Below are 22,556 nucleotides of genomic sequence, written 5' to 3'. Positions count from 1 at the left end.
TAACTTAGAATGGCGACCCGACTATGGGTTAAGAATGTCGATAAGTATGGGGTTCGGTATCCGTACCAATTTTAGGCAACATCAGGACATAACGATAGCCAGAGTCTGAAGAACCTTGAACCATAATTTTGCCCCCATGATTTTCAATGAGATGACAACTTAAGAGTAGACCTAATAACTCGGGAGACGGTTGAGACTGGGGTTTATTGTCTTCTGTTGCATAAATTATTTTTTCTAGGGAAGAAGCCCGCAAGATATAATCATTGGGTCTTGAAACAATCCCTTGTTTGTGTTCAAGAGAATTCAAAGAATGATGGAGTTGAGTTAACTTTTTTTGACTTGAGGAGGGATGGAAATTAACTTGAGGTAAACCGTCTCCTAACCAAGGATGAGAAACCCAAACAGCAATATTAAGGGTTTTAGTGCGACGAGAGATATGAATACGAATTTCTCCTCCCACTTCTCCCGATTCTAGGACACTGACAATCAAGTAATATAGCCCTTGGCGTACAATGTCTTTATCTAAAAGCCAAATTCGTTTGCCAGGTTCAACCGATAGGCGTAAAGTTTGTCGTTTTTGGTTAACCATTTCAGCTAAACTGTTAATGGTATTTTGAGCCAACATTTCGATGTTGACCGGGTTGAGTTGTAGTTCGTTATGAGCATCGTGAGAAATGCCCAAAGTCAAGATTTCCTTGACTAAAGCATTCATTTGTTGGCCACTACTGTGGATGATGTTTAAATATTCCTTTTGTTTCGTTGTTAAGGAACCAAAAACTCCACCCTGTAACACACTCGACATTCCAATCACTGAAGTTAGTGGGGTGCGAAATTCTTCCATTAACTGGCGTAGTAATTCGAGTTTAATGGTATTGATGGATGCCGATACGGAGGAAGTCCTAGGCTCATCACTCTGAGAAGGTATCACGTTTGCTCTCATCAGGTTTAACCATTCATCCTCTTTAGGGGATTGAGTTTTGAGCAAATGATTCCGTTCAAATTCCCGTAAACACCAACGGGCAGTTATGGTTAAAAATTCTACATCTCTAGGGGTAAATTGACGGGGAACTAAATCCATCACGGCTAGGGTTCCTAGACATTGCCCTTCTGCTGTGATTAAAGGAGTCCCTAAAAAGGCTCGAATCCCATAATGTTGCACCAACGAACTCTTAGCAAACGTCGGGTCTTGTAAGGTATCATGAATGGCTAGAGGTTGTTGGCTGTCAATCACATAGGTACTAAAGGCTTCTTGACGAGGAATTTTGCGCTTTGAGGCTAAATCATTCATTAAGCCCAATCTTGACAGTCCTACGGCTGATTTTAACCAAAACTGATCTTGAACCATTATCCCCAATAGACAAATGGGAACGTCTATGAAGCGGGCAGCAGTTTGGGTCGCCTCATCAAATATAGGAATTGTCTCAGTATCTAAAAGGCATAACTGTTTTAAAGTTTTGACTCGTTTTTGTTCTCGGACGGCTGGACTCAACCCATCTAAACGACAAAAAAGACGATTAGTTGAGTTGAACATAGGATTAATATTGACCCCTAAATTGACTGCTTGCACTTGCATCACAAAATCCCACTGACTTGAGGTTTAGAGAAACTACGCAAATATAACCAAAACTTTAGGTAAAGAAATGTCTACCCTTACTGATATCTATGCTGATATCGCTTTTTTTGCTGGTTTATTTGCTAATTTTAAAGTTCCCAAAAATTTCTCTTTCTAAACATAATCATCAAAATTTTCTATAATCTTCTCTTTAACTGGTGATTTCACCCTGCATTCTCTGTGATCAGAGGTATTTTAATAGTTAAATTTACTTAAGAATAGTAAGACCCTCACAGGGTTTTTACCCAGTCTTACGGTTACTGGTGTAATGCTCTGCATACTATAACTATTAACTAAGATTGCAGTTCAAGTAAGTGATACGGGATTTAGTGCTATTCAAACCATGGGCAAGTTTTTTATGATCAGTATTCTTCTATTTTTCATTATTTATGGAATCGTTATTTTTGTTTTATGTTATCAATCAAAAATGCTCATTATAAAAGGTAATCTAATAAAGAATCTCCTCCAAATCTGACCACATCAGTACAGGGAAGTCCCGTCGTTTCTTTAACGGTTTCTATTGCTTTTTGAGCTTCTTTTATGTCTAAATGAAAGGTATTGAGGGCGATCGCTTTTACCTTGACTTGATTGGTCCCACCGCCAACCTGAGCCACCTGTTCATAGAGTTCTATCACTTCTGGTAAGGGAGGGATCGAAACTTGCAGCGCGTTGTGGATCTGAGTTTGTCCCACACGATGGACTAAAATTAAGGCGGTGGGTTGAGAGCCTCTAATCAAGGGCAAGGTAGCGGTTGAACCTGGATGAAGTAACGATCCTTGACCTTCGATCCATAAAATATCGTGATCCTTTCCTGCCTCCATTACCATTTTTTCCACCGCTCCGGCAGCAAAGTCAACCCGAATGGCATCTAGGGCAATACCCTCTCCTGCGATCATGATACCCCCTTGTCCTGTCCCGAGAAATTTTGATTTGATTCCCCGTTTTTGAGCGGACTGATGACATTCTAAACTGGTCGACATTTTCCCCACAGACATATCAGTACCAACGGTTAAAATGCGCTGACAACTCAGAGACTGGGCTTTAGCCAACCCAATACTTAACCCTTTGGGTTCTTGGCGAATATCCCAGATCCATTGTTGGGGTTGTAGGTTATTAAAATAGGGTGACAAAGGAATATGTAAACCATTGACCACTGACAAACCTGCCTTGACTCCCTGTTTCACTTCTTCTAACAATTGATCGGATAAAATACCCCCAGAAGGGGCAATGCCGATTAATAATACATCAGGATTGTAAGCTAAAGCTTCTTGAACATTGGAGACAATGGGAATGTTTTTGGCAATACCAGTAACTTTTTCTAAGGATTGTCCAGCACAGTCTGCATCGATAACAGCAGCGATCGCACTTTTTCCATACCGTAAATAAGCGAGTCCTGTTTTTCCATGAATCCCTTTGATGCCTTCATGGAGTAAAATAGCGACGCGATGATTGGCTGTCAGATGCACGGTCTGTGACTCCTCGTTATTTTAGATAACAATTTTTTCTTTTTAATTCTTTTTTACTGAATTATTTTTATGATTATATTTTTCTTATTTTAAAAATACTCAAAATATTAAGGCTTTTTTTAGCAATTTTTTGGCTTCTCGTTGATTATGCTGATCTAAAAAAAGAATTCCCCAATTTTTTTAACTTGGGGAATTCTCATAACATTAAGTTAAAAACAGCTTTCACAGCCTAGGTCATCAAAGTTGGTCATAAAGACTCGACAACTTTTTCTTTAAAGACTTTTCCGGCTGAGAAGGCAGGAACGGTGGTTGCGGGAATCGTAATCGGTTGTCCGGTTTGGGGATTCATCCCTTTACGTTCTTTTCTGTCTCTGGGTTGTTTGGGTCGAAATGATAGTCACCTATCATCACTCCCTTTCCGAACCGTGCGTGCAACTTTCATTGCACACGGCTCTCGGTAATCAGTCCTTTATTATCGGTGCAGTGATTGGACTTAGGCTTTAGAAAATCTATTTTGGGTCTCACTTTGCCATGAGGGACTAGATAAAGTCCCTCTTTAGTTTGGAAAGTTGTTTGTCCGTTGATACCCTCTCGAAAGTAAAGTGACATTTGTTTTTTTCCCGTAGCCCCGGTTCTGGTTTTTATCCATGCTCTTAATTTGTTTCCTATCATGTGATCGAGTTTTGAGAAAACATCACGAGGAGATACTTTGCCATAGTAACGGCTCCATTGATGAATCATTGGGTTTAATTGACGAATTAATTCCCGTTGAGGAGCGTATTTATATTGATTAATGACTGCACTTAGGGCTTGATAGTGAGCTTTGATTGATTGCTGAGTGGGCTTAATGGAGGTTCGATATTGTAAACCACTGTCTAAGCTATCTTGTCTTCCGTGGTGTTTTCCAGTGGAATACTGTCTGATATTGAAACCCAGGAAGTCAAAACCCGGTCTTTGGAGTTCCCCGTCGATTTCAAGGTCATATAAAGTATGACAGATTCTTGTTGTCTCTGGTTGTAATTGAAGACCGATTTTATCGAGCCATTGTGTCATCAATTTTTGGCATTGTACAACGACTGCTTGATGTTGATGAAACACAAGAAAATCATTGGCATATCTGATGATCATGGGTCTAGCTATCTCTTCTGTTGTTTTCTCTAGACTCACATCATTCGGAAATGAATCCCTTATATCTGTGATCATTCCGTCTAAGGTAATATTGACCAACAAAGGGGATAATATCTCAGTGTGAGCGGTTATTGTTCCCGTGGGATGAAACACGCTATTGTCCATTATTCCTACTTTTAACCATCTTTTGATAGTCGTTTTGAGGGTTTTGGGACAATCTAGTTGAGATAAGAGGTAAGCATGATGACGCTTGTCACAACCCTTAACAATTTTGCCATTTAAAGCATATTTGGGAATTCTTATTATTCCTTGAAATATCTTGTCAATGGCATCATGGATTGACTTGTCAGGTCTAAAACCATAGGATTCCTTTTCAAATTGAGCGTCCCAATGGGGTTCAAGGGCGAATTTCACTAAAATTTGCATGGCTCTATCTCTCACCCCGAAGACTCCCCAAGGTGGTTGTTTAGACCGGGTTGACTTCACAGGTTTGAGTGCCTTAGGTTTGTATCCTTGGACATTAAGGGAACGGGCCAGTCTTATCAGTTGAGCGTTAAAGATAACTTTTTTTTGATGGACTGGGCTGTTTTTAACCTTACTATCTTGGATAACTTTACGTACAGCTAAGAGCTTTGCATAGTGGGACTTTAACAGTAATTTTTGTAGTTTTCTTGCTTTTGCCTTTTGTCCAGCTTGAACTGCTTGAAATATTCTCTTTTGTAACTTCAACACTTTTCTCTGAACTTTTGCCCAGTTGATGCTGAGGGAAGTCGAAGCATCAATCGTGTTCCATGCCTTCTCAGTGTTTAAACTAGCTTTGGCTGTATTCATTACGACTTAAGACCATTTCTTCTGATTGACCATCTGGTATGTCAGCCTATCTACAACGATTACAGTTGAGCATTTGCTTCTTACCGATTCCTACCGCCATGATTCATGCGCTTACGTTTGTCACTGCTCACCGTTTCGACCGATGGGTGAGAGACATCATGGGGTTAATTTGTTCCGTTGCTTAGGGTTTTCTGGTGTTAGGTTCATTAAGGGTTTAATTGCTCTTACCCTGTCTATCCTCCGAACTACTTTCGGGAATCTGCATAGGTAGTCTTTCGATACTCCTATCTTTCGTTGTGTTCATTTTGAACGCAGCATATCAACCAACTTTTGCTACTGTTTGGTGACGAAGGTTAAGACAGTTCGCTGTTCGCTAACCATGACCAGTTGACTAGAGGTGTCTCTCTGTTTGGTTCAGAAATTATCCCCGTTTCTCCCCGCTTCAATCGATGAGTGACTAATTCATAAACTGGGGGAGATGTCGTCACTCTTGGATTAGTTGTTGACTAATCCCTTGATTCCGAGTGCCACAACCTGAAAGTGGACTAAACAACAGTTATTAGGTTTTCTAGGTATCTATACTGTGAAGTATAGGAAATCATTCCTCTGAGTTTTCTATAATTTTTTGTCAGGAATTTTCTCCTAGTTTGAGTCTTTAACTCTTTACCTAACGATGTACACGCTATCCTCAAATCCTCTTTCTCATAGGATTATTAGATTACTTTCTACATCAACAAATCGCACCAAAAGTACCAAAACCAACTAAAACCACTTTATCCCCAGAGGAAACGGTTTCCATAATGGTATCCGTGAGTGCATCTAGGATGTGACTCGTTTCTTTTTTGGTAAGACGAGTCTTAGCAGCGACCATATTGACGAGTTCTTCTTTATTCATTGTTAATTGATAGAGAATTCTGACTGAGGGTGATTATAGCTGAAGAGGAACCATTTAGTCACTAGAAAAGAGACAAAAGTTAGCGTTTTTTTGTTATCCAATGCCTTGATCCCCTATGTATTTCTTAAAATTGATAGTTAACTCCAGTGGTAAATAAAAATTCTAGGTTAGGATTCTCCTCAAAGGAAACTTCATTCCGATAGCGAAGAAATAAACGATTATTCAATGACCATCGGTCACTTATGGGCAGAGAAAGATTAGTATCTAATGTAATCGTATAATTATTAAAGTTATCCAGTGAAGGAATAATAGCAAAGTTCTGATTGAGTCTAGCCTCCTTAAAAGAAAATCCTCTACCAAAAAGAAGAATTCCTAGGGTGGGATCAATTTCATCACGACGCTTTTCAAAGTTAATATAATCATATTCATAACGAGTTCCTAGACCCAATTGTAGATCCAAAAACTGACGAATGGAATTACCTCGCCATAAATTGAATCCTGCCCCTACTAATATATTACTAATAATTGTTAAATCTTCATTATTGTTTCTAGTGGCAAATAAATCTTGGTTGGTACTATTAAAAAAAGCCGTGAAAACGTTCCATTGAGGGTTAAAATGACGACGATAAACTGATTTAATTAAACTATTTGGACGATAATTATTAACGGTACGATTACTATCATAGTTAATTAATAAATTTCCATCAATATAAATATCTTCTTCTGGCCATTGTTGGTAAAAATTTACTCTAAACCCTAGAGCCGCCCTGGTATTTCGGAAAGAAGCAACATTTCCATTTAATCCTAAATTAAGACGACTTCCCGTCTGTTTGAAGGGAAATTCTGCTATAGCTTGGGAAGCTTCTATGATTGCTTTTTCGCTTTGTCCGAGGAGCATTTGTGACTTTTCTTCTTGTCCCATTTCTCCATATTTTAAAGAAATATTTAGTAACAATTGTCCTTGCAAGAATTTATCTTCAATCCTATTCACTAAATTTAGCGTATTTTCTAAAATAGCTAATCCTTGATCTTTTTCGCCAATTTTATAATAAGTATGAGCAATCTCAGTTATCTTGGTGATTCTTAACGTAATATCTTCAAAATCTTTAGTAATTAATAAAGACTGCTCTAAAATATTGTTCGCTGTTTCAAGCTTACCGAATTTTGCATAGGATACAGCTAAATCATTTAAAAGCATGACTTTAACTTCTGAGTCATCCATTTTATTAATCATTTCTAAAGTTTGAGAGAGTCTATCAATTTCCCCCATATCATTAGTTTCATGGGAGGGGTTTAATTCAATTATTTTAGGCTGATTAATGTTTTGATTTGTCGTGATGAAGCTTTCTAGATTCGCTAATAAGAGACCATAACAAAAAAGTTTTAACATTAGTCCATAAGGAGATAAACATTGAATAAAAAAAACAATCAGATTGTTTTAAAGAACCTTTATCTTTTATTAATAAGTTTATTGTTAGTTAACGTTACGTTAACCCCCATTCCCAGTAAAGGGCAATCAACAACCGAACCACCAAATACAGAAGAAACAACCGAAAACATAGGGAAAATATGGCAGGTTGGTATCACAGGAGAACCTCCGGCAGTAATTTTACCAGAAACCCCCTCAAATCTCGGACAAACCTTAACAGGAATCTCTGTTGAAATGACGATTTCTGGTTCTAAAGCGGTTCAATGGGGTCAATATTATCAAGGGAGAATGGTTGAGGTTGATAATTTATCCGATGGGATTAAGCAATTAGAGTCAAATCAAGTGGATGGCGTGCTATATTCTCGCTTAGTTTTAGAATATTATTTATACGAAAATCCCCAAGCACCTGATCAAGTCCTAGATTTCGATATTGGTATTCAAAATTATAGTATTGCCCTAACTCGAGATCATCCGTTAACTGAAAAATTAAATGAGCAACTATTATCCATTGAAATGAAACTTCGATTTCAAGAAGTAACAGAAAATTGGTTTCAATCACAGGGTAATCAGTAAGTTAAATTTCATAAAAACCACCCTAAGGGATCTTTCATTGCTGTTGTATGGCTTCTCGCTCAATCCCTTACTATGACAGTTTATCTCTTAAAATCTCTTGTTAATGCTAATCAGTGAGAAGAAGCGAGTGCTTATCCCTTGCACCCGTAGAAAAAATAATTATCTTAATCTTTTAATTAGATTCTCAGTAGGGTTTAATGAGATAATAGTTAAGTCTGAATTAAGTTTGATAGTTTAATTCGCTTTTTTGCCTAAGTTTATGACTAAGTTTTCTCCTGAAAGTTCGGCCGTTCAACAACTATATAATACCTATCCTTTTCCTCCCGAACCCTTATTAAATGAACCCCCACCCGGATATAATTGGCGATGGAATTGGATCGCTGCTTATAACTTTTGTACAGGCAGAAAACCACAAACAGAAAACATCCGCATTTTAGACGCAGGATGTGGTACAGGAGTGGGAACAGAATACTTAATCTTATTAAATCCTCATGCCGAAATTGTGGGGGTTGATATTAGTGAAAAAGCCCTAGAAATTGCTGAAAAACGCTGTCAACAGTCAGGGGTTGCAGCTAATCATAATTATCCGATTTCTTTTCATCATTTACCCTTAGAAGAAGCTGATAAAATAGAAGGAGAATTTGACTTAATTAACTGTGTGGGAGTATTGCACCATTTACCCGATCCCATCGCGGGAATTAAAGCATTATCTAAAAAATTAGCCCCCGGTGGCATCTTTCATATTTTTGTTTATGCAGAGTTAGGCAGATGGGAAATACAACTGATGCAAAAAGCCATTTCTCTCTTGCAAACTGAAACCAAAGGGGACTACAAAGACGGGGTTTTTGTCGGGCGAAAACTGTTTGAATTACTACCAGAAAATAACCGAATTGTCAAGCGAGAAAAAGAAAGATGGTCATTAGAAAATCATCGAGATGAATCTTTCGCTGATATGTATGTTCATCCCCAAGAAACAGATTATAATATTGACACTTTATTTGAATTAATTGAAGCATCAGAACTCGAATTTATTGGCTTTTCTAACCCTCAATATTGGCAATTAGATCGGTTGATTGGAGAGTCAGAAGAACTGATGAAACGGGGAGAGACATTAAGCGATCGCCAACGATATCGATTGATAGAATTACTTGATCCAGAAAATATAACTCACTATGAATTTTTCTTAGGAAAACCCCCTTTAACTAAGATAGATTGGTCAGAAGATCAAACCTTATTATCTGCTATTCCTGAGACTCATCCTTGTTTACATGGGTGGCCGAGTCAAAGTTTACTAGATTATGATTATCGACCCATAACTTTAAGTGAAGTTGAATATCAATTTATGCAAACTTGTGATGGAAAGTTAACCGTTAAAGACATTTTAGAACAAGTTTCTGTTGATTTAGAAATTGTGCGATCGCTACAACAAAAACAGTTAATTATTTTAACGCCAAATCTTAATTAACTAGATATTTTTTCAAGCAATAATGAATTGTTAATTGTTAATTCTTAATTATTCATTCTTCCGAGAACCCCTTAACTACTTCCCATTTGTCCCCCTCAGTCCTAAACTTTAGTTGAGAGGTGTAACAGGCAATCGCGAGGTTATGTTGTGAAAAAAGTTCTAGCAATCATACTCGGCGGAGGCGCAGGTACGCGCTTATATCCCCTAACCAAGTTACGGGCCAAACCCGCCGTTCCCCTTGCAGGGAAATACCGTTTAATTGACATTCCCGTTAGTAATTGTATTAACGCAGAAATACTCAAAATCTACGTTTTAACTCAATTTAACTCTGCTTCTTTGAATCGACATCTGACCCGCACTTATAACTTTACAGGCTTTCACGATGGCTTTGTAGAGGTTTTAGCAGCGCAACAGACAACGGAAAACCCCAGTTGGTTTCAAGGAACGGCCGATGCTGTCCGTCAGTATGGTTGGTTATTTAATGAATGGGATGTAGATGAATATTTAATCTTGTCTGGTGATCATCTCTATCGTATGGACTATAGTGATTTTGTCAGACGACATCGAGAAACCGGTGCCGATATTACCCTATCAGTAGTTCCCATCGATGAAAAACGAGCATCTAGCTTCGGTTTGATGAAAATTGATGACAATGGCCGTATTGTTGACTTTTCTGAGAAACCCAAAGGGGAAGAATTAAAGCAAATGCAGGTGGATACCTCCATTTTAGGTTTAAACCCAGAACAAGCAAAAGAACAACCTTATATTGCGTCTATGGGGATTTACGTCTTTAATAAGAAGGCGTTGAATGACCTGCTTAAAAATAATCCCGAACAAACGGATTTTGGGAAAGAGATTATCCCTGGTGCAGCTAAAGACTATAATCTTCAAGCTTATTTATTTAAGGGGTACTGGGAGGATATCGGGACGATTGAAGCGTTCTATGAGGCTAATTTGGCTCTTAACCGCCAGCCAAGACCTAGTTTTAGCTTCTATAACGAAAAGGCTCCCATTTACACCCGTGCGCGTAATTTACCCCCCACCAAAGTCCTTAACTGTAATATTACTGAATCCATGATCAGTGAAGGGTGTATGATTAAAGATTGTCGTATTCATAACTCGGTTTTAGGGATTCGTAGTCGCATTGAAACCGATTGTGTGGTGGAAGATTCTCTGCTAATGGGAGCAGATTTTTATGAGTCTTTGGAGACTCGTCAATCTCTGCTCGATCAAGGTAAAATTCCTGTGGGTATTGGCAAAGGTAGCACCATCAGACGAGCAATTGTGGATAAAAATGCCCGTATTGGTCAGAATGTCACCATTGTCAATAAAGAAAATATAGAAGAATCGAATCGTGAAGATGAAGGGTTCTATATTCGCAATGGTATTGTTGTGGTTATCAAAAATGCTGTTATTCCAGACGGAACAGTGATCTAAAAGATATTAAAGAGGCGAAAATTCGCCTCTTTAATCAATGTAAAAGTTAGTTTTATTCAAGCTGATTTAACTCTGGTTAAACTTCTAATAAGCTACCTAATTTCGATCTAATAAAATTTATCAATCACTGGTCAAAATTACGAGTCTCAAACCCTAATTATTTCTTATTAATTATGGATATTCGTCTTTTAGTTCTCGATATTGATGATACTATTGCTGGCAAATCAAATACCATTAGTGATGGAGTTAGGCAAGCCCTTCAATTAGCACAAAGCAAAGGGATTAGGGTAGCTTTAGCAACGGGAAGAATGTATTATTCGGCTAAGCGTTTTCATGATTTGATTGCCTCTGATTTACCGATTGTTGCTTATAATGGTGCTTGGATTCAATGCCCTTTAACAGGGGTTCGTCACCATCATTTTCCTGTTGCGTCGGAGATTGCTTCTCAATTATTTGACTATTTTCAACAACCTGACTGGTTAAATAAACTGGAAATTCATTGTTATATTGATGATCGTTTGTATGTACAAGAAATTACAGCAAAAACTGAGATTTATCGTCAAAGATCAGGGATTGAGCCAGTATTAGTTGAAGATTTACGCTCTATTTTAAAACAAGAAACAACTAAAATTTTGGCCATCGGTGAACCTGAATATATTGGAAAATTATTATCAAATTTGCAGGTAATTTATCCCCGTGAAAAACTTTATTTAACTCAGTCTACCCCTATTTATTTTGAAGCCACTCACCCTCAAGCGAGTAAAGGATTCGGTGTGCGTTTTTTGGCAGAAGAATTATTACAAATCAAGCCTGATCAAGTGATGGCGATTGGGGATAATTTTAATGATTTAGAAATGCTAGAATATGCAGGGCTAGGGATTGCCATGGGAAATGCACCGAACGCTGTCAAACAAGTCAGCCAGTGGGTTGCCCCCGATGTGGAAAAGGACGGAGTAGCGATGGCAATTAATAAGTTTTTGCTCAATTAATGAAAAAGGGAAGTAACCTCTACCAATGAATATCTCTTCCCTATTGGGTAATCATAGCAGATATACCTAAAAAAACACAAGTATGATCCCAGTAAATTTCCTGACATTAATTGGTGAGTCGAGAATTGATTTAAAAGTTATTTTGATTGAGTATCATAAATTTTTAAATCTATAAAATAAAGAATTCCGCTTCACTAAACTTTAATTTAACTCAAACTACTCTCCCTGCTCCCCTGCCCCCTGCTCCTCCGCAACCTTTTACCAATAAGTTTTCGATCTACTTGATATTGCCTGTTGCCTTTTTCGTCTTACCTGAAATTATTGATTAATTTCAATGATAATTAAAGATCAAATAGTAAGTATTTATTTACTATTTGATTAGGCTTGGCAGTGAAAGCTGTTATCTAAAATAGGACAAATGTCAACGTTTTGTTAAAAAAATAATTTTTTATATTACTTTTTGTGAATAAGTCGCAAAAAAACTTGACTTTATGGCTATTTCTATTGTTGCCATAACCAAGTATCCATCAAGAATGAGCCTAATTTTAATTATTGTTAAGCTGGCTCAACAGAAAAGAGGTCTAAGACTTATCATCTATTACTGATGCTTCGCCTGAAACCTAATCAAAGCGAGCATATTAAATGCAATCACAAGAGAAGCAAAATATCCTATTTTTGCTAATCTTCTATTACACTGTCCTCAATAGGAAAACCCTAAAGTTTATTGTCGAGAGAGGAGAACCCTCATGGCAGACGTTACTGAGGCAAAGGCTAAGGTAACAGTCGATAAAGATCCAGTCCCTACCTCGTTCGAGAAGTGGGGAAAACCAGGACACTTCGACCGTACCTTGGCTAGAGGACCCAAAACCACCACTTGGATTTGGAATCTTCACGCCGACGCACACGATTTTGATAGTCAAACCAGTGACTTAGAAGATGTATCGCGAAAAATCTTTAGCGCGCACTTCGGTCATTTAGCCGTTATCTTTGTCTGGCTGAGCGGCATGTATTTTCATGGCGCCAAATTTTCTAATTATGAAGCTTGGTTAAGCGATCCAACCGCAATTAAGCCCAGCGCTCAAGTTGTTTGGCCCATTGTGGGTCAAGGGATTTTAAATGGCGATGTGGGTGGCGGTTTCCACGGCATTCAGATCACCTCTGGTCTGTTTTACCTGTGGAGAGCGTCAGGCTTTACCAATAGCTATCAACTATACTGCACCGCCATCGGTGGGTTAGTGATGGCTGGTCTGATGCTGTTTGCTGGCTGGTTTCATTACCACAAAAGAGCACCTAAGCTAGAGTGGTTCCAAAATGTGGAATCCATGATGAACCACCACCTAGCAGGATTATTGGGATTAGGCTCATTAGGTTGGGCAGGTCACCAAATCCACGTTTCTTTGCCAGTGAACAAGTTATTGGATGCCGGGGTGGCACCACAGGACATTCCTTTGCCCCACGAATTTATACTCGATGTCAGCAAAATGGCCGAGTTGTATCCAAGTTTTGCCAAAGGACTAACCCCCTTCTTCACCTTAAACTGGGGAGTTTATTCAGACTTCTTAACCTTTAAAGGTGGATTAAACCCCGTCACAGGTGGTTTATGGCTCTCTGATACAGCGCACCATCACCTGGCGATCGCAGTTCTCTTCATCATTGCTGGTCATATGTACCGTACCAACTGGGGCATTGGCCACAGCATGAAAGAAATTTTAGAGGCGCACAAAGGTCCGTTCACAGGAGAAGGTCATAAAGGACTCTATGAAATCCTGACCACCTCGTGGCACGCCCAATTAGCCATTAACCTGGCATTATTAGGGTCATTAAGCATCATTGTGGCTCACCATATGTACGCGATGCCTCCCTATCCCTACCAGGCTATCGACTACGGAACCCAGTTATCCTTATTTACTCATCATGTTTGGATCGGTGGTTTCTTAATCGTCGGTGCCGGTGCCCATGGAGCTATCTTCATGGTTCGGGATTACGATCCGGCTAAGAACGTCAATAACCTCTTAGATCGGATGCTGCGTCATCGGGATGCGATTATTTCTCATCTCAACTGGGTCTGTATTTTCCTTGGCTTCCATAGCTTCGGACTTTACGTTCACAATGACACCATGCGGGCTTTTGGTCGTCCTCAAGATATGTTTTCAGATACGGGCATCCAACTCCAGCCCATCTTTGCTCAGTGGGTTCAAAACATTCATACCTTAGCTCCTGGGGCTACTGCGCCCAACGCCCTTTCAACCGCTAGTTATGCTTTTGGGGGTGACACCGTAGCAGTGGCTGGCAAAGTAGCAATGATGCCCATTACCCTAGGAACGGCTGATTTCATGGTTCACCATATCCATGCTTTCACCATCCATGTAACTGTCCTTATTCTTCTCAAAGGCGTTCTTTATGCTCGTAGCTCACGTCTTATCCCTGATAAGAGTGAACTCGGCTTCCGTTTCCCTTGTGATGGTCCTGGACGAGGTGGTACTTGTCAAGTGTCCGGTTGGGATCATGTATTCCTCGGATTATTCTGGATGTACAACTCCTTATCTATTGTAATTTTCCACTTCAGTTGGAAAATGCAGTCTGATGTCTGGGGTAGTGTATCCCCCGATGGAGCAGTGTCTCACGTCACAGGCGGAAACTTTGCTCAAAGTGCCATTACCATTAATGGTTGGCTCCGAGACTTCCTCTGGGCTCAATCTGCTAATGTAATTAACTCCTACGGCTCTGCTTTATCAGCCTATGGCATCATGTTCTTAGCAGGTCACTTTGTCTTTGCCTTTAGTTTAATGTTCCTCTTCAGTGGACGCGGCTACTGGCAAGAACTGATTGAGTCGATCGTTTGGGCTCACAACAAATTAAAAGTTGCACCTGCAATTCAACCCCGTGCATTGAGTATTATTCAAGGTCGGGCAGTGGGTGTGGCTCACTACCTGTTAGGAGGAATTGTCACCACTTGGGCATTCTTCCTGGCAAGAAGTCTATCGATTGGCTAATCTAGGATAAAAGGACACTGAAGCAATACTTGTCTTCTGTCCTTTATCCTCAATGTTTAAGATAGAAACGGACTTTAAAAACCGTTTTCCCCCTCTGTAGTCCCCTGGCTACAAGGATTAATGACATCAGGAAATGAGCATCAGCCTCATTGTTTTAGAGAGGAGAATTTCCTAAAAAGCTATGGCAACTAAATTTCCAAAATTTAGCCAGGATCTCGCTCAAGATCCCACCACTCGTCGGATCTGGTACGGGATTGCCACGGCCCACGATTTTGAAACCCATGATGGGATGACCGAGGAAAATCTATATCAAAAGATTTTTGCCTCCCACTTTGGTCATATCGCCATCATCTTCTTGTGGACCTCCGGCACCCTCTTCCACGTGGCCTGGCAAGGTAACTTCGAGCAGTGGATTACTGATCCCCTCAACATTCGTCCTATCGCCCACGCGATCTGGGACCCTCAATTCGGTCAAGGCGCAGTTGATGCCTTTACCCAAGCAGGTGCTTCTTATCCTGTGGACATCGCTTATTCCGGGGTGTATCACTGGTTCTACACCATCGGCATGAGAACAAATGGTGATCTCTATCAAGGGTCTATTTTCCTCTTGATTTTGTCCTCCCTGTTCTTATTCGCTGGTTGGTTGCACCTACAACCTAAGTTCCGTCCTAATTTAGCTTGGTTCAAAAACGCTGAATCCCGCTTAAACCACCACTTAGCTGGTTTATTTGGAGTTAGCTCCTTAGCTTGGACTGGACACTTAATTCACGTTGCGATTCCCGAATCTCGTGGACAGCACGTCGGTTGGGACAACTTCTTATCCACTCCCCCTCATCCGGCTGGGTTATTACCCTTCTTCACCGGTAACTGGGGTGTGTACGCTGAGAACCCCGACACCGCTAGTCATATTTTCGGAACCGCAGAAGGTGCAGGAACTGCAATTTTGACCTTCTTAGGTGGTTTCCATCCCCAAACCGAGTCCTTATGGCTGACGGATATGGCCCATCACCACTTGGCCATCGCCGTAATCTTCATCATCGCTGGCCATATGTACCGTACCAACTGGGGTATTGGTCACAGCATGAGAGAAATTCTCAACACCCACAAACCCCCCAGTGGTAAGTTGGGTGAAGGTCATCGCAATATGTATGACACTGTGAATAACTCCCTCCACTTCCAACTCGGTTTAGCGTTGGCTTGTTTAGGGGTTATTACCTCCTTGGTAGCACAGCATATGTATTCCTTACCCCCTTACGCTTTCATTGCTAAGGACTACACCACCCAAGCAGCACTCTATACCCATCACCAGTATATTGCTGGCTTCTTGATGGTTGGTGCGTTTGCTCACGGTGCTATCTTCTTCGTTCGTGACTACGATCCCGAAGCGAATAAAGATAACGTTTTAGCGCGGATGCTAGAACACAAAGAGGCCATTATTTCCCACTTAAGTTGGGTATCTCTGTTCCTCGGTTTCCACACCTTAGGGTTATACGTCCATAACGACGTTGTGGTTGCTTTTGGAACCCCTGAAAAGCAAATCTTAATTGAGCCTGTGTTTGCTCAATGGATTCAAGCCGCCCACGGTAAAGCATTATACGGATTTGATGTACTTCTATCTAATCCTGATAGTCTTGCTTCTACCGCTTATCCTAACTACGGCAATGTTTGGTTACCTGGCTGGTTAGATGCGATCAACAGTGGCACGAACTCCTTGTTCTTAACCATTGGACCTGGAGACTTCTTAGTTCACCATGCGATCGCTCTTGGTTTACACACCACCACCTTAATCTTAGTTAAGGGTGCATTAGATGCACGGGGTTCTAAATTAATGCCCGATAAAAAAGACTTCGGTTACTCCTTCCCTTGTGATGGTCCTGGCCGCGGTGGTACTTGTGACATCTCTGCCTGGGATGCTTTCTACCTCGCTATGTTCTGGATGTTGAACACCTTGGGTTGGTTAACTTTCTACTGGCATTGGAAGCATTTAGGGGTTTGGACGGGCAACGTGGCTCAGTTCAACGAAAACTCCACCTACCTCATGGGCTGGTTCCGTGACTATCTCTGGGCGAACTCTGCTCAGTTGATTAATGGTTACAACCCCTACGGTGTTAATAACCTCTCTGTCTGGGCTTGGATGTTCTTATTTGGACACTTAGTTTGGGCAACTGGGTTTATGTTCCTCATCTCTTGGCGTGGATATTGGCAAGAGTTGATCGAAACCATCGTTTGGGCGCACGAACGCACACCATTAGCGAACTTAGTTCGTTGGAAAGATAAGCCTGTGGCTCTTTCTATCGTTCAAGCTCGTTTAGTTGGTTTAGCTCACTTTACCGTGGGTTATGTGCTGACGTACGCAGCGTTCCTCATTGCTTCTACGGCCGGTAAGTTTGGTTAACCAACTTCCGAATTAGCATGAGATAATAAATTAATCCCCTGCCTTTTGGTGGGGGATTTTATAGTCATAATATATGTAATAGGAGTATTTTATAATGTCAACAGTAACAGAAAATGCTCTTAGAGACTTTAAGGAATTAATTAATAGTCGTTTTGACGATTTGAGTAATGAATTAAAAACAGTAGATAAAAAGATAGATGTTTATATGGCTAAAACTGACGAAAAACTTAATTTTATTTAACAAAATCTTAGTGATTTTAAAAAACAGTCAGAAAAGCAAGATAATTGAATTGGTTTGTTCAGATCAGGTTTATTTTTAACTTTATTAGATGCAGTAGCTAAAATTGCTTTTTTCCCAATCTTTAACTTTCTGCTTCTTAGGATTAAAAAAAACAGATTATTTTTAACAAAAAAATCGTGAGAAAAAACAAAGTTTCCTCACGGTTTTGAGATGAATTAAATAGGATAATTAAACTTGAGCAGCAACTGGCTGATCTGCGGTTAATTTTTCGTAAGTTTCTCTCATTTTTAGACCTACTAACACCTGGAATAAACCCGTTCCGTTGGTAGAACCAGGATAATCTTTATGTTGTAGTAACAGTTCGGTCATCTCGCCATAATATTTGGTTCCAGTTTTACTAAGATGACTTTCGATGTAGATCATTTCTTCAAGGTTATCGAATTGACCATCGACTTCTAAGAGAGACACTTCATTACCCATGAAGTTATCAGGACCATAGTACATCTTGATACCAGGATAAGCACAAGTTAACTTACGTCCACAAGGCCGCCAGTCAATGGTGGAACCTTCATCGAATAAGTAAGCCGGTTCAAAGTTAGCAACACCTTCTTTTTGAACCAAACGAACTCTTAATAACTTACTTTCATGATCTTCGATTAACTGAGTGGGTAACACTTGAATAACCACATCAGCGTGTTGTTTTTGGGGTTCGATATAAGCCGTAAAATCAGGTTTTCTAGCATTAATAGAAGCTAACACATCCTCGTAGGAGTGTCCTCTTTCTGCCATATCCCGTTGAATTTTCCAGTTGATTTTAACTTCATCACTAATATCGAGATAAACCCCAAAATCAACCAATTCACGAACTCTCTCGTCAAATAAAGGGTGTAATCCTTCAATAACAACTACCTTATTCGGTTCTATCCGTTCTGGGGGATCAAGTTCTCCCGTTTCGTGATTATAAATCGGTTTATCAATGGCCTGACCTGATTTTAGAGCTTTAACCTGCTCATACATCAAATCGAAGTTATTCGCTTTAGGATTTAAAGCCGTCACACCGGCGGCTTTTCTTCCTTTGCGATCTAAACTGTGATAGTCATCCAAACAGATGACCGTCATAAACTCTTCACCAAATAAATCGGTTAAACGACGTAAAAAAGTAGATTTACCGCAACCGGAGTCTCCGGCAACTGCAATAAGAACCACGCGGTCTAAATTTGTGGTCATAGCTTCCCTCTAAATGCAAAACAGAATTGTTAACCCGGTTTCATTACCTTGTCATTAAAGTCTCCCATAAAGGGAGCATTATTGGTCAATTATTGGGTAAAATTTTTTACAGAGTCATCACTCTGTTTTTTAACCCCAAAGTTGACGAGATCCTAACAAGATCCAGATACGTATTAAATACTGACAATGGATTTTACCAGACCGACATCACTCTTCACAAGAGACAAGGTATTTCTCATCAATTAAATATTCCCCAAACCGTGATTGGAAAAAAATCTAAAACTGATGCAAGTTTAACAGATTTTTACAGATATTTTCGTTATGCTCTATGAACGCGCTGATCTTATTTAAGGTTTCCCTTCTTGATTAAGCAATTCATAACTCTGTATTTAAGATTACCACCCGATGGTAGGCTAAATAGAGCAGTTATGATATGTAACATAATTTCAGGAGAGATAGATGTACAGTTCAGCCTTAGCAGCAACTTCCGGCAAGACAACAGCCTATGGAAGCCGTCTGTTTGTCTATGAAGTGGCAGGGTTAAGTCAGAATACAGACAATGACAGTCTTGACTATCCCATTCGTCGTAGTGGTAGCGTCTTTATTACCGTTCCCTATGAACGAATGAATCAAGAAATGCGTCGTATTACTCGTATGGGTGGTCGTATTGTCAGTATTAAACCTCTGGATGCTGAAACCCCTCTCAAGCCCACTTCTAACCGTTCTAGTGAAGCTGAAGTTGCTCAACCCCAACAAAGCAACCCAACGGAAAAGAAACGTAAACCAATGACTCAAGCGAAAACAAAAGTTCCTGTTAATATTTATAAGCCCAAAGACCCCTACATTGGCAAATGTATCGAAAATTATCCTTTGGTGGCTGAAGGTGGTAGTGGTACGGTTCAACACTTAACCTTTGATCTGTCTGGTGGTGATCTTCACTATTTAGAAGGACAAAGTATCGGTATTATTCCCCCTGGAACCGATGAAAATGGCAAACCCCATAAGTTAAGACTCTACTCCATCGCTTCTACCCGTCATGGGGACAAAGGAGATGATAAGACTGTTTCTCTTTGTGTTCGTCAGTTAGAATACCAACACCCCGAAACCAATGAAACCGTTTATGGGGTTTGTTCTACCCATCTATGTAACCTCGAAGTAGGTGCAGATGTGGCTATTACTGGTCCTGTTGGGAAAGAAATGTTACTTCCTGATGATGAAGACGCTAACATCGTTATGTTAGCCACAGGAACCGGTATTGCTCCTTTCCGTGCCTTCTTATGGCGGATGTTCTTTGAGAAGCACGAAGATTACAAATTCAAAGGTAAGTCTTGGTTAATCTTTGGGGTTCCTTACACCGCAAATATTCTTTATAAAGACAAGTTAGAAGAGATTCAATCTAACTATCCTGATAACTTTGAGTTAACCTACGCTATTAGTCGGGAACAGAAGAATAGCGAAGGCGGCCGGATGTATATTCAACACCGTGTTGCTGAACAAGCTGAGAAGTTATGGACTATGTTACAAGATCCTAAGACACACCTCTATATGTGTGGACTTAAAGGGATGGAAGCCGGCATCGAAGAAGGATTAAAGCCTTTTGCTGAGAAACAAGGGGTAGAATGGTCTGACTTTGTGAAAGGGCTCAAAAAACAACATCGTTGGCACGTTGAAGTTTACTAAATTTCAACGCTATTTTGAATGTACAAGCAAGGGGTGGGCAAGTCTCACCCTTTTATTTTGAAGGTTTAAAATATAAAAGGTAGGGTGGGCAAATCAAAAATTTATTTTAACCAGTCATAATGTAGAAAATTTTGCCCACCTGACAAAACTGATTGTTAAATTTTCTTGAATAAACAGTTTTTTATTTTAGGTTTAACACAATGGAAAAATTACTCAATTATATTCCGATTATTTCATCAATGATGATCCCACATCTTCTTTAAAACATCATCAAAAATATCATCAAAATTATCTGGGTTTTGAAAGATAGATTCTTGTATATCTTTTTTATCTGAAGTCCTAATTTGACATACTCTTAACCAACAAAAAACACAAAAAATTAATTCCACTGCAACACAAATACAGATAAAAATAATAATACAAAAATCTTCCCAAAAACTAAAATCATTAGTAAGTAACAAAAATAAGACAACACACCAAGACAACACAATAATTATAGTAAACAGGAATAAGATTGAAAAAATATCAAAAGGATGTATAAAAGATGGACTAATCCGCACATAATGCTCCCAACTCAGATGAGTTAAATAGTTTTTGATTTGGGAGTTTTTTATATTGTCTAGTGTCATTTCGTTATCCTTATCTAAATCATAATTTCTATTATTGATTGAATCCTTATGTATCTTGATTTTTAATTTAGTTAAGTTAACCAACTTCTTTTCTATTCTAAAATATATATATTGACCAATCATCGTTACTTTTTCTATAACAAATAGAGAACGATAAACCAAATACAAACTTAGGAATGGTATCAAAACAACAAACATAAATATACTAGGGATAATAGAAGATTTATTAGCTTGGGAATTTTTCTTTTTGATTTCATCGAATAAGTTGACTTTATTTTGTATATTTAAGTTACCTTTGATAGAAACTGTACCGAAAGCTGAATCTATATCTGAAATTATTACTTTGGTATCTTGTAAATTATCGTTGTTTAAGTTTAAATCGTTAACTGTAATAGATTCCTGATTACCTAAAAAATCAGATAATGGGGCTAAAGCCAATGAGGCTATAGTGAATATAACAGCTAATCCTAAAAAAATACGCTGAGTAATCTCTGATAAATTTTGTAATATTTCAGCCCGTAATGTCTCATACTCTTTCAAAGTAATTTCGATTGCTTGATCTATATCTAGTAATTCAAAAAATTTTCGATTGTTCAATTCTGTAGATAATGCTTCATACACATTTTTTAGTTTATTTGGGACATAGCTTATCCTATAATTTTCTTTTTTAACAGTATAAACTACATAAGATAGTTTTGATTCTCCAATAGAGTCTAACCATTGTTCAAGATTTCCATTGTCTATATTATTGTAAGCTTCATTAACTTCACTCCACTTACAATTATCACACAACTCTTTATATAAAATAATTAGTCTATCTACAGAATAAACATAGATATTATCCTTAAACTGAAACGGTTCTTTCATTTGTATATTATTCCTATTTCATAATGTCTAATTTTATGATTCAAGGTCTAAAAAAATCGAATAACTATCTAAAACAACTATCGTTAATATTATTTAAAAATCCCCCCAGAATGGGAGGAACTCATTACTTAATTGCATTCGTCAATTTACTTTAATTCACAAGAATCACGATAACACCAGCGTAATAAAGTAAACCCAATCGCAAACTTAATGACTTCTAATAGCCAATAACTCCAATGTAGAGAAATCATAGCAGAAGGCATAGTATTGCTTGCTGTAAAGGGATTAATTTCTAACCCAAAAGCACTTAATTCTGGGGTTAAGAAATAAGTGTAAATTAAAGCGATACCCAGTAAAACACTAGCTAAAATGACTGACCAACGTTCTTGAAGATGAATAAGAAGATGATGGCGACGGAAAATCAAAAATCCCGTTAAAATAATAGCTGCACAGACTAATTCAATGCGGTTAAATAATCCAAAAATAATAAAACCCGCACTGGCAAAACCGCCCTGACTCATCATCCCTGATAAAGATAAACCAGGAATAACAACAAAATCGAGAATAATACTACTACTTAGCCAAAAACCAAGGGTAAACATAACAACGGTTGTCCAGCTAAGAAACTTCCAACGATTATTAGATAAGGCATTCATTCGGAATTTGCTCCTCTACTGTCCTATCTCTATTATTGAAGTA

Annotated in this window: 16 protein-coding genes and 2 pseudogenes; 9 read left to right on the top strand and 9 right to left on the bottom strand. The window is 39.0% G+C overall.

Going from position 1 to position 22,556, the window contains the following annotated elements; genetic code table 11:
• Window positions 1-28 precede the first annotated feature (28 nt).
• The 4 genes and pseudogenes from C4E06_RS18495 to C4E06_RS18480 all read right to left on the bottom strand — a co-directional run bounded on the left by C4E06_RS18495 (window position 29) and on the right by C4E06_RS18480 (window position 5,037).
• On the bottom strand, window positions 29-1,573 hold the full coding sequence (locus tag C4E06_RS18495; RefSeq protein WP_232826296.1) for a GAF domain-containing sensor histidine kinase: 1,545 nt from the start codon (window positions 1,571-1,573) through the stop codon (window positions 29-31).
• 473 nt (window positions 1,574-2,046) lie between these two features.
• Window positions 2,047-3,078, bottom strand: coding sequence for a DUF1611 domain-containing protein (locus C4E06_RS18490; protein WP_107669526.1), 1,032 nt, complete (start codon window positions 3,076-3,078; stop codon window positions 2,047-2,049).
• Between the two features lie 247 nt (window positions 3,079-3,325).
• Window positions 3,326-3,460 (bottom strand): annotated as a pseudogene (locus C4E06_RS18485) (HU family DNA-binding protein); the annotation flags it as partial.
• Window positions 3,461-3,516: 56 nt separating this feature from the next.
• Complete coding sequence (locus C4E06_RS18480; protein WP_198648800.1) at window positions 3,517-5,037, bottom strand: reverse transcriptase N-terminal domain-containing protein; 1,521 nt, start codon at window positions 5,035-5,037, stop codon at window positions 3,517-3,519.
• A gap of 38 nt (window positions 5,038-5,075) precedes the next feature.
• Between C4E06_RS18480 and C4E06_RS27385 the strand changes: the two genes are divergently transcribed.
• Window positions 5,076-5,222 (top strand): hypothetical protein, encoded by a 147-nt coding sequence (locus tag C4E06_RS27385; RefSeq protein ID WP_157951182.1) that lies wholly within the window; start codon window positions 5,076-5,078, stop codon window positions 5,220-5,222.
• Between the two features lie 560 nt (window positions 5,223-5,782).
• Here the strand turns inward: C4E06_RS27385 and C4E06_RS18475 are convergent.
• Together C4E06_RS18475 and C4E06_RS18470 are read right to left on the bottom strand one after the other, a co-directional pair.
• Window positions 5,783-5,950: pseudogene (locus tag C4E06_RS18475) on the bottom strand (HU family DNA-binding protein); the annotation flags it as partial.
• A 106-nt stretch (window positions 5,951-6,056) separates the two neighbouring features.
• On the bottom strand, window positions 6,057-7,322 hold the full coding sequence (locus C4E06_RS18470) for a DUF481 domain-containing protein (protein ID WP_107669524.1): 1,266 nt from the start codon (window positions 7,320-7,322) through the stop codon (window positions 6,057-6,059).
• 21 nt (window positions 7,323-7,343) lie between these two features.
• Here C4E06_RS18470 and C4E06_RS28160 point away from each other — a divergent pair, with 21 nt between their 5' ends.
• The 7 genes from C4E06_RS28160 (at window position 7,344) to C4E06_RS28155 (ending at window position 17,454) form a co-directional block, all read left to right on the top strand.
• Window positions 7,344-7,934 carry a transporter substrate-binding domain-containing protein gene (locus tag C4E06_RS28160; RefSeq protein ID WP_198648798.1) on the top strand — a complete coding sequence of 197 codons (591 nt, stop codon included), beginning with the start codon at window positions 7,344-7,346 and terminating at the stop codon, window positions 7,932-7,934.
• Between the two features lie 259 nt (window positions 7,935-8,193).
• Window positions 8,194-9,399, top strand: coding sequence for a bifunctional 2-polyprenyl-6-hydroxyphenol methylase/3-demethylubiquinol 3-O-methyltransferase UbiG (locus C4E06_RS18460; RefSeq protein ID WP_107669522.1), 1,206 nt, complete (start codon window positions 8,194-8,196; stop codon window positions 9,397-9,399).
• 147 nt (window positions 9,400-9,546) lie between these two features.
• Window positions 9,547-10,836, top strand: coding sequence for a glucose-1-phosphate adenylyltransferase (locus tag C4E06_RS18455; protein ID WP_107669520.1), 1,290 nt, complete (start codon window positions 9,547-9,549; stop codon window positions 10,834-10,836).
• Window positions 10,837-11,009: 173 nt separating this feature from the next.
• The gene (locus tag C4E06_RS18450) at window positions 11,010-11,825 is read left to right on the top strand and encodes a Cof-type HAD-IIB family hydrolase (RefSeq protein WP_107669518.1); all 816 of its coding nucleotides are present in this window, start codon (window positions 11,010-11,012) and stop codon (window positions 11,823-11,825) included.
• A gap of 746 nt (window positions 11,826-12,571) precedes the next feature.
• Window positions 12,572-14,818, top strand: coding sequence for a photosystem I core protein PsaA (gene psaA / locus C4E06_RS18445; protein ID WP_107669517.1), 2,247 nt, complete (start codon window positions 12,572-12,574; stop codon window positions 14,816-14,818).
• 181 nt (window positions 14,819-14,999) lie between these two features.
• Window positions 15,000-17,213, top strand: a complete 2,214-nt coding sequence (psaB, locus tag C4E06_RS18440; protein WP_107669515.1) for a photosystem I core protein PsaB — start codon at window positions 15,000-15,002, stop codon at window positions 17,211-17,213.
• 94 nt (window positions 17,214-17,307) lie between these two features.
• Complete coding sequence (locus C4E06_RS28155; RefSeq protein ID WP_198648797.1) at window positions 17,308-17,454, top strand: hypothetical protein; 147 nt, start codon at window positions 17,308-17,310, stop codon at window positions 17,452-17,454.
• Window positions 17,455-17,682: 228 nt separating this feature from the next.
• Here the strand turns inward: C4E06_RS28155 and C4E06_RS18430 are convergent, their stop codons facing one another.
• Window positions 17,683-18,681, bottom strand: a complete 999-nt coding sequence (locus C4E06_RS18430; RefSeq protein ID WP_107669512.1) for a phosphoribulokinase — start codon at window positions 18,679-18,681, stop codon at window positions 17,683-17,685.
• A 459-nt stretch (window positions 18,682-19,140) separates the two neighbouring features.
• On the opposite strand from C4E06_RS18430, the gene petH reads away from it, so the two are divergent.
• Entirely contained in the window at window positions 19,141-20,361 is a 1,221-nt protein-coding gene (petH, locus tag C4E06_RS18420) for a ferredoxin--NADP reductase (RefSeq protein WP_107669508.1), read from the top strand.
• A 236-nt stretch (window positions 20,362-20,597) separates the two neighbouring features.
• Here the strand turns inward: petH and C4E06_RS18415 are convergent, their stop codons facing one another.
• Window positions 20,598-21,857: a hypothetical protein gene (locus C4E06_RS18415; RefSeq protein ID WP_107669506.1), complete on the bottom strand. Its 1,260-nt coding sequence runs from the start codon at window positions 21,855-21,857 to the stop codon at window positions 20,598-20,600.
• Between the two features lie 146 nt (window positions 21,858-22,003).
• Window positions 22,004-22,513, bottom strand: a complete 510-nt coding sequence (locus C4E06_RS18410) for a hypothetical protein (protein WP_107669504.1) — start codon at window positions 22,511-22,513, stop codon at window positions 22,004-22,006.
• Window positions 22,514-22,556: the final 43 nt, after the last annotated feature.

It is taken from the genome of Cyanothece sp. BG0011 (assembly GCF_003013815.1).
Taxonomy (GTDB): domain Bacteria; phylum Cyanobacteriota; class Cyanobacteriia; order Cyanobacteriales; family Microcystaceae; genus Crocosphaera.
Note: the sequence above shows the minus strand (reverse complement) of the source record. Positions and strands in the feature narration are given on the sequence as shown.